This window comes from Flavobacterium sp. MR2016-29 (assembly GCF_015350695.1).
Classification (GTDB): Bacteria; Bacteroidota; Bacteroidia; order Flavobacteriales; family Flavobacteriaceae; genus Flavobacterium.
Map to the genome: position 1 here is coordinate 70,963 of NZ_JADKPU010000013.1, position 12,850 is coordinate 83,812.

Genomic DNA, 12,850 nt, shown 5'->3' on the forward strand with positions numbered 1-12,850 from the left:
GAACATTCTTTTTAAGTTATAAAAACTATGTTTCTATGTGTTTAAATATAAAAACATGAAAAAAATAATTCTTTGTCTAACCCTTTTGCTTTCGCTTCTTTTTTTATCATTTAAGAAAGGTCAATCTTCTGTAACACAAACAGAAGTTACTGTAAAGGCACCATTTGAAATGCCCACAATCAAGATTCCGAATTTCAGCAATTGCAAAGAATTTTCAATTGTAGATTTTGGGGCTGTAAAAGGCGATAAAAATAAAACTTCAGATGCGATAAATACAGCAATTGCAAAAGCCAATAAAGCGGGCGGAGGTACAGTTGTAATTCCAGAAGGTGAATGGCTTACTAAGAAAATACACTTTAAAAGCAATGTAAATTTGCATTTGAATAAAGGCGCAGTTTTGCTTTTTTCAGAAGATCCAAAAGATTATTTACCGGCCGTTCGTTTGACTTGGGAAGGTTATGAATGTTACAACTACTCGCCGTTGATTTATGCATATCAATGTAAAAATATTGCGATTACAGGCGAAGGCGAATTAAAAGCGAAAATGGATGTCTGGACAAAATGGTTCGCGCGGCCAAAAGCACATATGGAAAGTCTGAAAAGATTGTACTATCTGGCTTCTTATAAAAAGCCTGTGGAAGAAAGACAAATGGTAAATGATACGGCAAATTTGCGACCTCATTTTATTCAGTTCAATCGCTGTGAAAATATTTTAATGGATGGTGTAACAATTACCAACAGCCCGTTTTGGACCATTCATCCTTTTCTTTCTAAACATGTTGTACTTAGAAATCTTAAAGTTTATGCACACGGACATAATAATGACGGCGTTGATCCAGAAATGAGCCAGAACGTATTAATTGAAAATTGTGTTTTTGATCAAGGAGATGATGCTATTGCAATTAAGTCGGGATGTGGTATAGATGCTTGGAATCTGCATACACCTTCAAAAAATATTGTAATGCGCAATTGCACGGTAAAAAATGGCCATCAATTGGTAGCCATCGGAAGTGAACTTTCGGGCGGAATTGAAAATGTTTTTATTGATAATTGCACTGTCGTGGATGGCGCAAAACTGAATCATCTTCTTTTCATAAAAACAAATGAACGTCGAGGCGGTTACGTCAAAAATATTTACATGACCAATATTACTTCGGGTAAAATTGACGAAGGAATCCTTGGAATTGAGACAGATGTTTTATACCAGTGGAGAGATTTGGTGCCAACAATTGAACGTCGATTGACGCCAATTAAGGATGTATATTTAGAAAATATAAAAGCCACAAATGTCAAATTTATCTCGAGAATATTAGCACAAAAAGAACTTCCGGTTGAAAATGTATTTTTGAAGAATGTAACGGCTGATACTGTTAAGGGAGAAAAATCCATTCATGAAAATGTAATAAATTTTGACAGCAAATAAAGATTTTAAAATACCAAACTCGTTTTATATTAAACTATTAAAAGATGTCTTCAGAGAAAATAATAGAACATAGTGAAGCTGCTGCGCGTTTTAACAAAGATGTAAAACGGGTAGATTGGCATGATGAAACGCTTTGGTTTGTCCGTGAGAAGCGTGATAAGGCAGCACATCAGATTGAGGATTGGGAATTGCTTCGAGAAACGGCTTCGAAAATTAAAAATAATGTGCTTTCTAATATTCACGATTATTTAGTTGAATTTGAAGCAAATGCGCAGAAAAACGGAATCATAGTACATTGGGCCGCCGATGCAAAAGAGCATAATGAAATTGTGCATTCGATATTAGAAAAGCACCATGTAAAGCAAATGGTAAAATCAAAATCAATGCTTACAGAAGAATGTCACTTAAATGAATATTTAACTGAAAAAGGCATTGATGTAATCGATTCAGATTTGGGAGAACGTATTGTTCAGTTAAGAAAAGAACCGCCAAGCCATATTGTTTTGCCTGCCATTCATCTTAAAAAAGAAGATGTAAGCGAAACTTTTCATGAATATCTGGGAACAGAAAAAGGAAATATCGATCCGCAATATTTAACCGAAGCTGCTAGAATACATCTTCGTGATACTTTTTTAACCCGAAAAGCAGCTTTGACCGGAGTTAACTTCGCTATTGCCGAAACGGGTGAATTTGTGGTTTGTACAAACGAAGGAAACGCAGATATGGGCGCACATCTAGCAGATGTTCATATCGCCTGTATGGGATTTGAAAAATTGATTCCACAACGAAAACATTTAGGTGTTTTCTTGCGATTATTAGCCAGAAGTGCCACTGGCCAGCCTATTACGACTTTTTCAAGTCATTTTAAAAAACCAAGAGAAGGCAAGGAAATTCATATTGTAATTGTTGATAACGGAAGAAGTACGCAGTTAGGAAGAGAAGATTTTAGAAATTCATTAAAATGCATTCGTTGCGGTGCCTGTATGAACACTTGTCCTGTGTACAGAAGAAGCGGCGGACACAGTTACCATAATGCAGTTGCGGGACCAATTGGAGCCATTCTCGCACCAAATCTAGACATGAGCAAAAATGCCGATTTGCCTTTTGCAAGCACACTTTGCGGTTCTTGTACAAATGTTTGCCCAGTAAAAATCGACATTCACGATCAATTGTATAAATGGCGTCAGGTTTTGGTAAAAGAAGGCCATACACCAACATCTAAAACTATTGCGATGAAAACAATGGCAACAGTTTTAGCGAATCCGACTATTTTTAATTTAGCAGGAAAATCGGGAAGATTTGTAATGAAAAATGTACAGGGATTAGTAAATAACAAGATGAATAAATGGTACGATCAGCGCGAAATGCCAGAAGTTCCAGAAGAATCTTTTAGAGAATGGTACAAGAAAAATTCAAGAGAAGCAAAAGCAAAAAACAATGAGCAGTAAATCCGAGATATTAAAAAAGATAAAACAGAATCAGCCTGATTTTGTGACTGATTTGCCAAATTTAAATGCATTAGGTTCTGAACAGTTTGATGTTTTGCAAACGTATAAAACGGTACTAAAAAACATTGGAGGAGATTTTGTTGAAGTGGCCAGTTACACCGAAATAATTGATTTTCTTAAAAATAATTATTCACTCGAAAAGAGAATCATAAGCATGATTCCGGAACTATCTGAAATTGCAAATTTAGATTGGACGAATGACGATGCGCATTCTCTTGAAAATGTAGAGTTAACGATTATAAAAGCACATTTTGGCGTGGCAGAAAACAGTGCCCTTTGGGTAACTGATGATCTTTTAGGACAGCGTGTTTCGCCTTTTATTGCTCAATATTTAGCCATTATTGTCGATAAAAACAATATTTTACCAACCATGCATCAAGCTTACGAACACATAGCAAATCAGGAATATGGTTTCGGAACTTTTATTGCCGGACCTTCAAAAACTGCAGATATTGAACAGTCTTTGGTTTTAGGTGCTCATGGCGCGAGGGGATTGGTTGTTTTTTTGTTGGGGTAAGATTTTATTGTAAATAATAATAATAAGAAGCTTCCATAGTTATAATTTACTTTGGAAGTTTTTTTTTAAATCTGTTATGAAATTTTTCAAGATGAAATTGTAAGAAAAAATAAATATATTTGAGAAGAAAATGAAAAAGCCTAAATCTTCTTTTAGATAAATATTTACTTAAAATATTATGCAGACAATAAAACAACGTAGGTTCTTTACCAAAAGAGAATATAATATTCTAGACAATAAATTGCACTATAAAACATCCCATATTGGCGGAGAAACTGAAGGAATGGTTGCGTTTGAAGATCTATCAAAAGAAAAGACTACGTATAAATCATCAAATTCTGCACTCTTAATAATTTCGATATTTATTTTTGGACTTGCAGGACTATTGTTTTTAATTCGAAATGATAAAGATTATGAATCAGGCACTTGGGAAGCAGTTTTGTTTATGGGGGTTGTTTTGTTCATTATTTACTTTATAATGAACGAGAATTCTTGGAAAATTAGAACTAATAATAAAGGTTATATTTTTTTATTCAAAAAAAGGCCAAATGAAAAATCTGTTGATGAATTTATATCGACATTATTCTTAGAAAGAGATAATTATTTAAAAGAAAGATACTTGAATTTAGATCCGAATTTAAGTTATGAAACGCAAGTAAATGATTTAAAATGGCTATTGAACGTTGAAGCAATTAACAAAAAAGAATTTGACAAATCATATGAGGATTTAAAACTGTTATATGCACCTAAAAAAGGCATAATTGGCTTTGATAGGTAAGTGATAATAACTTTTAAAAACGCCTCCAGAAATATAAGATCATGTCCATAACTATCAAAATATCAAAAATTATCTCAATAATATCTTTTTCGATGATACCAGGACTTCACGAAAATGGAGTTCCAAATTTTGCCTTATTGGCAATTTATTTATATCAATTTCTTAATGATTTATTAGGTAAGTCCTATAAAATCTTTTGGGAAGGACTTATTGTTATTCCAATACTAGTTGCTTTAATAGTTTTCTTACTAAATAAAAATTTCAAAATTTTACTAATATGTTTTGTCATTTTACTAGCTTCTTTGATTTATACCACAGGCATACTAAACAATTTTTTTAGAATTGATTTTTGGTTTGTCTTCATCTTTTTAGTCTTTTTAATAAGTTCTATATCTGTATTGTTAAAGAAACAGAAACGAACATAGTAGTACAAAATATTTTTTATAGTAGTAGAAAAAAGTACTTATTACAACTAAAATTTTAAACCCCGCTCCGCAAAGAGTTCCTTTTTGAAAAGCTGCGCAAATGTCTCTGACTTTGCGCAATTTTTTTTGCTTTTTAGAAATTGTAAACGTTATAAAAGTCTCCTGACTTTTTACTTACTCTTCTAATAAAGGTTTAGAGGATTTCTGTTTTTTATAATAGAATGAACAAACTGTATTTTTTATAATTTATATTAAATTTGATTTAAAGTCAGAGACTTTTTCGCGTTTTCGTTTTTATATTTGATTTTGTAAATGTTGCGCAAAGTCAGAGACATTTGCGCAGCGCTGGCGATGAAGACTTTGCGGAGCGGGGGAAGTAACTGGTGGAAAAATCAGTAAAAATACCTGATACTGATAAGGTAACGCAATTAGCTGCAAAAACGGCTACAGGTGTTGTTGTTGTTGTTGTTGTTGTTGTTGTTGTTGTTGTTGTTGTTGTTGTTGTTGTTGTTGTTGTTGTTGTTGTTGTTGTTGTTGATAAAGTGAAAGAAAAAGTACAAGAGAAAATTAAAACAACAGGAAAATAATAAATTATGATAATAGATATATTAATTAGTTTTTTTTTAATAATTTTTGGAATATATTGGATTTGGCTCACTGCTAAAGAGCCAGTTAATACTTTTTTCAGTGTCACTTTTAAAGGTTATGCTGTTGGAGTGGTGTGTATAATATTAGGTATTATTTATTTGTTGGAGACACTTTTCTAAGCCCCGCTCCGCGAAGAGTTCCTTTTTTAAAAGCTGCGCAAATGTCTCTGACTTTGCGCATTTTTTTTGCCTGTTTGAAATTATAAACGTTATAAAAGTCTCCTGAATTTTTACTAACTCTTCTAATAAAAGGTTTAGATAAGTTCTATTTTTTATTATAGAATGAACAAACTGTTTTTTTATAATTTATATTAAATTTGGATTAAAGCCAGAGACTTTTCGCTTTTATATTTGATTTTGTAAATGTGGCGTAAAGTCAGAGACATTTGTGCGACGCTGGCGATGAAGACTTTGCTGAGCGGGGGGGAACAAGTCAAGATATAATAAATAATTTTGTTAAGACCATGAAAGAAATTAAATTTATTCTAGTAAATACTATAACACTATTCATGATGTTGGTATTATGGTATTTTGCTTGTTTTTTATTAGGTTATGCTAGTAATTCAGATCATCAAAGAGAAATATGGATAGCTTATATAATTACAGTGGTTATGCACTTCATAATAAGTTATTTGATTTATAAGAAATGGTATGTTTCAGGTTTAGCAATTTGGTATTTGCTGTTAAACATACCCTTATATATTATTTGTGTTTGGTATTTATACAATAACACTTAATAGAGCTAAAAAAAACCCCGCTCTCCGAAGTCTTCCTTATGAAAAGTTGCGCAAATGTCTCTTACTTTGCGCATTTTTTTTGCTTCTTAGAAATTTTAAGCGTTATAAAGTCTACTGACTTTTTACTAACTGTTCTAATAAAAGGTTTAGATAAGTTCTGTTTTTTATTATAGAATGAATAAACTGTATTTTTTATAATTTATATTAAATTTGGATTTAGAGCCATAGACTTTTTCGCGTTTTCGTTTTTATATTTGATTTTGTAAATGTGGCGCAAAGTCAGAGACATTTGCGCAGCGCTGGCGATGAAGACTTTGCGGAGCGGTGCAAACAATAAAAAAGGTTATAACGAAAAAATAAAATGAAAGAAAATCCACATCTAATAATTTTTAAAAGCGCATTAACTAAACAAGTAGATCTAAGTAGGTCTAGGGTTTATCACATTAAATCATTTGAATATACGGAGTCCAATATGATCTTGTTTAATAAAAACAGAGATAACAGTAATTTTTTTAACATTCTTGATAAGATGCAATATAATTCACAATCAAATAATGTAGGCCTTTATTATGTCGTAAATCTAGAAGGTCAAAATGATATATATATGATCTCTGACCCGCTAGAATTATATGAGAAAGAGTATGTAATAGAAAAGTATTGTGGCACGCTAGATGAACGCGTTATGGGATTAAGTACGGTAAAACAAATCAATTAATAAAGCCCCGCTCCGCGAAGAGTTCTTTTTGAAAAGCTGCGCAAATGTCTCTGACTTTTTACTAACTCTTCTAATAAAAAGGTTTAGAGGATTTCTGTTTTTTATTATAGAATGAACAAACTGTATTAATATTAAATTTGGATTTAAGGTCAAAGACATTTGCGCAACGCTGACTATAAAGACTTTGCGGAGCGGAGGTAATATTTTAGATGTTCAAAATCTACCAAAGATGTTTTAAATGATTTATAAAAGTATGATTTGAAATTCAATCAAATCAAAAAGAAGCCTAGAAAATTAACAGATTTTCTAGGCTTCTTTTTGATAAATATTTAAATGATTTCCTCCCATTTTATTGGGCTTTTAAAAAAGTTAAACGCAAAATGTGGAAACCCGTAAAAATTTAACAAATTAGTAAATTAGATTTGCGTACGAAATTAAATTTAACAACTGTTTATCCTAATTGTGTATGAAAAAACTTTACCTATTTTTTTCTCTTTTTTTACCACTTTTTACTTACTCTCAAGATATACTTTGGGAAAAATCATATGGAGGAATCCATGCAGACCACCTTTTTGATGCACAGCCAACAGCTGATTATGGATTTATTTTGGCAGGGAGTTCATTATCTGCTAAAACTGGAAATAAAACAGATGATAATCGTGGAGATCTGGATTATTGGATCTGGAAAATGAAAGAAAATGGAGAACTCGACTGGCAGAAAAGTATAGGAGGAAATGGTTTTGATCTTCTTCAAAGTATCAAAAACACAAGAGATGGAGGATTTATACTAGCAGGAACCTCTAGCTCTGGGAATAGTTTTCAAAAAAAAGAAGACTGTAAAGGGATTACTGATTTTTGGGTTATAAAGCTAAATGCTGCAGGCGACGAGCAATGGCAACGTACAATAGGAGGTACTGGACAAGATGAATTACTATGTGCCTTTCAGACCAAAGATGGAGGCTATATATTAGGAGGTTCATCAAGCTCTAATCCTCCTGTAGTTTCTAATACAAATTTGAATGGAAAGTCCACAGCTACTGCAAAATCAGATTTATATAATAAATCTGAAAAGAGCAGAGGAAATATGGATTATTGGATTGTTAAATTAGATAATAAAGGTATTATAGAATGGCAAAAAACATATGGAGGGAAATATACTGATTTATTGCGAAGTATGGAACAGACTACAGATGGAGGCTATATATTAGCAGGATATTCCAATTCTCCCATCTCTGGGGAGAAAACAGAAAGCAATAAAGGTGTAGGCGATTACTGGGTTATAAAAGTTGATGATGCAGGTACAATTCAATGGCAGAACAGCTACGGTTCAGATGGAGATGATCAACCATATGTTGTTCATCAGACAGCAGAGGGTGGTTATATTTTGGGAGGTAATTCTAATAGTACAAATGCCCTTACACATTTAGGAGGAATTGTAAGCAACGGAACAGATTTTTGGGTTTTAAAACTTGATCAAGATGGCGGTATTTTGTGGAGCAAAACATATGATTTTGGAAAAGTAGATATTTTAACATCACTTGTTGAGAACAAAGATCATACTTATTTAATTGGAGGTTATGCACAAGCTGAAACCCGAAAGTCTTTAATTGGAGATGTAGCAAAAAAGGCTGGTGTAGCAAAGGATAAAGAAGGAATAAATGATTATATCGCTTTAAAAATTGATGAAAAAGGCGAAGAACTTTGGACTAAAACTGTAGGAAGCAGTGGCGAAGATATTCTCAGACGGCTAATTGAAACTAGAGACGGAGGCTATTTAATGGCAGGTACTTCAAACTCGAATTCTTCCAAAGATAAAAATTCAAACATAGGAGGAAATGATTTTTGGGTTGTCAAACTCAAAGACAAAGCAAAGATCGAAAAAATCAAATCTAGTATTGAAGCTATACCTAATCCTGCAAAAACTTACACAAACGTAATTATCGGTTATGACTTTAAGGAAGGAACTGCTACTCTGGTTGATATTTCGGGTCGGATTCTACAAGAGTTCTCGATTTCTAGTAGAACCGTGCCGGTAGACTTAAGCCGGTATTCTGAAGGAATCTACATTATCAACATCAAAACCGATGTTAAAACTGAATCAGTTAAAGTTATAAAATCAGTCAATTAAGAAAATGAAAAATATATTTCTTACAATATTCTTGTTCCAATTTATCTTAGTTATGTCTCAAAATGCTAAGGAAAATTATTTTCCACCTACACCTGAGGCAAATTCCTTAATTAAATATGTTGATGTTCCAGTTAATTATTCAACAGGAGTTACTAATTACTCAATTCCGGTTCATACTATAAAATTAAAAGATCTGGTAATTCCAATAACTTTGACATATCAGTCTTCGGGTTTAAAACCTTCAGAGGTTGCAGGTAATACTGGACTGGGCTGGGAGCTGAATGTTGGAGGGAAAATTACGCAAAATGTAGTGAAGCAAAACGATATAGATGTTCCTGGTCCAGGTAATCCTATCTGGAATTTGCCAAATAACAGGGATTTTAAGCTTCCTATGCCAGCTTCGGATATATATTGGACTGTACCAGTTTATTCAACAGCTCAATTGGACAGTATAAAGGGCGCAGGAACTGATTATAATATGTTTAGCCAAATTGATGACTATAATTTGGAGACGCAGCCTGATATTTTCTATTATTCAACGCCTAATAAATCTGGTAAATTTTTCTTTGGAAATAATTTTGAAACAAAACAGATTCCTTTTGGCAAGGAAAAAATTATTTTTATCAACCGAACTTTTGAAATTACAGATGTTGACGGAGTTAAATATATCTATGATGTAGTTGTTGAAAACATAAATTCTACTGAAACTACGTGTTTGAAATTTCCAGATTTAAACGGAACTTCTAGAAATAATTCGTATACCTATTACTTATCTAAGATCATAACTCCTAATAATGAAACGGTAGATTTTATTTATGATACAGTAAAATATAATCTGGCTAATGACAAAGAATATACCAGATATTATCATTCGTTTTTTGGTGGAGGAGAGAAAGTAACATTATACTCTTCGGAGATCACTTCTAAAGTTTTAAGTAAAATTAAAGTGAATCAGGATTATGAGATTGAATTTTTAAATAGCAAATACAGAAAAGATATAAAAGGTTCAGTTCAGGCAACAGCACCGAAGACACTGGATGACATTAAAATTAAATATAAAAATGAAATCCAGACCTATCATTTTGATTATGGATATTTTGGCATTAATGAAAGCGAATACGACCCAAATACTTTTGAAGGTATATTGTTAAATGAAGATTCGGGATACAGATTAAAATTAAAAAGTTTTCAAAAGACGGGAGAAAATCCATATGTTTTTTTATACAATGATGAAGAGGCAGTACAAAGATATACAGCCTGCTTAGACCATTGGGGTTATTACAGCAACAGTTGTACAAGATACACAATGAATTCACTTTTTAGTGATTTAGGCAGTACAAAAGAGCCTAGTTTAGAAAAAACTAAAACCAATATTTTAAGAAATATTATGCTCCCTACAAAAGGAGAAGTGCAATTTAACTATGAACTTAATACTTGTTCTGATTGTGCTATCAATTATACTTCGTATGATTGGATACCTTATTCTGCTTATGCGAATGATGATGATAATTTTTCAGGCGAGCTGCTTTCTCACGTAACAGAATTTACTGTTCCTGAAAGCTCAATTACCGTTCCTTATGTTAATTTTAATCTTTACAGCTCTGGTGAGGCAACAACAACCAATTACGCAATAGCTCAACTTTACGATGATCAAGATCATCTTGTGAATTTTGAATTAACAGGTACAACAGGGAATAATTTTAAACCTTTTAAGGGTGATCCCCTGCAAAAGGGTAAAAAGTATAAACTTGTGTTAAACTGTTATGATACTATGGAAAATGAGAATAAATATGTATCAATCACTTTTTTAACAGCTGCAAATAATGTTTCCGAAATTCCATCAGTTGGAGGATTGCGTATTAAAAATATAAAAACGAACGATGCTGGTAATATAACTAGTGATCGTTCTTTTGATTACAATGATGATGGTCAATCATCTGGCATATTATATGAAAAGCCGTTTTATTATGATGAATATTCTTATTTCCGTGCGTACAATCCAAATTCTGAAGATAATATAAATGGTTATGGACTTATCAGTTATGCTGTTCAGTATTCAAGAATACCTTCAGACTTATTTGGTTTTAATGGATATCATATTTTTTATAAAAAAGTGACAGAAAAAAATAATGATATAAGCAATCCGCTTAATAACATAAAAGTTGAAAAATATTTTACTTTTTATGATGATTTAGCCTATGGTGATCAGACCTATTTTTCAAAAATATCATATGGGTGGAAACGAGGCCTGCCGTCTCAGATTAATGAATTTAATGCGAATGATATTTTAAGAAAAACAACTTTTTCTTATAGCTTTCTGGATACTCCAATAGGATCTAATATTTCTCATTATGAACCAGGTTTTCATCTAAGCAATCCAACATTTCCCAATGAATATCATAAAAGAAGTATAGATCTTAGTGTTTACAGACGTAGTTTAAGCCGTTACAACATCTACCAATATAAAAGCTCTAAATTAATATCAGCATGGTATTATATGGATAAAAAAACAACTGAAGAATACTTTGATGGAAAAGTGTTGAAAACGGAAGAAGATTTTAAGTATGATAATTCAGTACATGCACAGTTAACTTCTCATTCCACAAAAAATTCTAAAGGAGAAACTATCGAAACTAAATATGCTTATCCTGATGATCTCATTAGCGAGCCTATGATGGCGGAATTGAAAGCTGCAAATCGAATTTCTGCACCAATAGTTACTGAGCAATATAATGCCGGTACACTTATTTCAAAAAGCAAGACAGTTTTTGCAAAAGACCCTACAACTAGCAATTTATTAGTACCAAAAGAAATCTATTCGGCTAAATTCCCAAATGATTTTCCTGATATTCAGAATGTAGGAAAACTTGAAAAGAAAATTACATATGACCAGTATGATGAAAAAGGAAATGTCCTGCAGTATACTAAAGAAAGCGGAATTTCGGTATCTATTATTTGGGGCTACTACAAGACGCTGCCGATAGCCAAGATCGAAAATGCTTCTTATGGTTTAATTCCATCATCAACAATTACAAGCCTGCAGAACCTTTCAAATATGGATGACGATAACTGTATGTCAAGTGACTGCACGGAACAGCTATTAAGAAATGGTTTGAATGCATTACGGACTTCATTTTATGGATCTTTTATTACTATCTATACGTATAATCCGCTTTCAGGCGTAACGAGCGTTACCGATCCTAAAGGAATTTGTTCTTACTATGAATATGATTTATTTGGACGATTAAAATTTGTAAAAGACAAGGATCTTAATGTTCTTCAAAAATATTGCTATAATTATAAGGGACAGCATGTTGACTGCAGTGATAATACTTCTACCAGTGTTTTTCTTTATAAAAGTGTGGCAAGAAGCGGACAATTTATAAAAGATAATTGTACATCAGGAGGAACAGGTTCCAGTGTAAGCTATACCCAGCCTGCTGGAGCTTGTACTTCTACAATTTCTCAGGATGATGCTGATAGTCACGGGTTAGATAAATTTAACGCAGATGGCAAAGCTTATGCGAATACAAATGGAATCTGTACTTTTTACAGTGCTCCTTTAAGCGGTTCTTTTGCCAAAATGAATTGCCCTCCCGGTGGTAATGGTTCAAATGTCATTTATAATCAATCTGCTGGAGCGGCTTTTTCAAATAATTCACAAGCTGAAGCAGATAGCAATGGTCTAGCTAAATTTAATGCAGATGGTTTGGCTTATGCCAATGCTAACGGGTATTGTACTTTTTACAGCGCACCTTTAAGCAGTAGTTTTACTAAAACTAACTGTGCTTCGGGCGGTTCGGGCTCAAGTGTTCCTTACAGTCAGGCTTATGGTGCAGTGCAGTCAACTGTTTCACAAGCACAGGCTGACAGCGATGGACTGGCTAAATTCAATACAGACGGACTTGCTTATGCCAATGCTAACGGGTATTGTACTTTTTATAGCGCACCTTTAAGCAGTAGTTTTACTAA

General features: G+C 32.8%; 8 protein-coding genes. All 8 read left to right on the forward strand.

Going from position 1 to position 12,850, the window contains the following annotated elements; all coding sequences use genetic code 11:
- The first annotated feature begins 55 nt into the window (after positions 1-55).
- The gene (locus tag IR010_RS19870) at positions 56-1,423 is read left to right on the forward strand and encodes a glycoside hydrolase family 28 protein (RefSeq protein WP_194606110.1); all 1,368 of its coding nucleotides are present in this window, start codon (positions 56-58) and stop codon (positions 1,421-1,423) included.
- A gap of 44 nt (positions 1,424-1,467) precedes the next feature.
- Positions 1,468-2,871 carry a lactate utilization protein B gene (locus IR010_RS19875; protein ID WP_194606112.1) on the forward strand — a complete coding sequence of 468 codons (1,404 nt, stop codon included), beginning with the start codon at positions 1,468-1,470 and terminating at the stop codon, positions 2,869-2,871.
- On the forward strand, positions 2,861-3,448 hold the full coding sequence (locus IR010_RS19880; RefSeq protein WP_194606114.1) for a lactate utilization protein C: 588 nt from the start codon (positions 2,861-2,863) through the stop codon (positions 3,446-3,448). Before IR010_RS19875 ends, IR010_RS19880 begins: the two co-directional genes overlap by 11 nt.
- Positions 3,449-3,626: 178 nt before the next feature.
- A complete protein-coding gene (locus IR010_RS19885) occupies positions 3,627-4,226 on the forward strand; it encodes a hypothetical protein (RefSeq protein WP_194606116.1) in 600 nt (199 codons plus the stop codon).
- 808 nt (positions 4,227-5,034) lie between these two features.
- Positions 5,035-5,238, forward strand: a complete 204-nt coding sequence (locus IR010_RS19890; protein WP_194606118.1) for a hypothetical protein — start codon at positions 5,035-5,037, stop codon at positions 5,236-5,238.
- 1,158 nt (positions 5,239-6,396) lie between these two features.
- On the forward strand, positions 6,397-6,750 hold the full coding sequence (locus tag IR010_RS19895) for a hypothetical protein (RefSeq protein WP_194606120.1): 354 nt from the start codon (positions 6,397-6,399) through the stop codon (positions 6,748-6,750).
- Between the two features lie 466 nt (positions 6,751-7,216).
- Positions 7,217-8,878 carry a T9SS type A sorting domain-containing protein gene (locus tag IR010_RS19900; RefSeq protein ID WP_194606121.1) on the forward strand — a complete coding sequence of 554 codons (1,662 nt, stop codon included), beginning with the start codon at positions 7,217-7,219 and terminating at the stop codon, positions 8,876-8,878.
- Positions 8,879-8,882: 4 nt separating this feature from the next.
- Positions 8,883-12,850, forward strand: a 3,968-nt coding sequence (locus tag IR010_RS19905; protein WP_228515210.1) for a DUF5977 domain-containing protein, incomplete at its 3' end; no start/stop codon positions are given.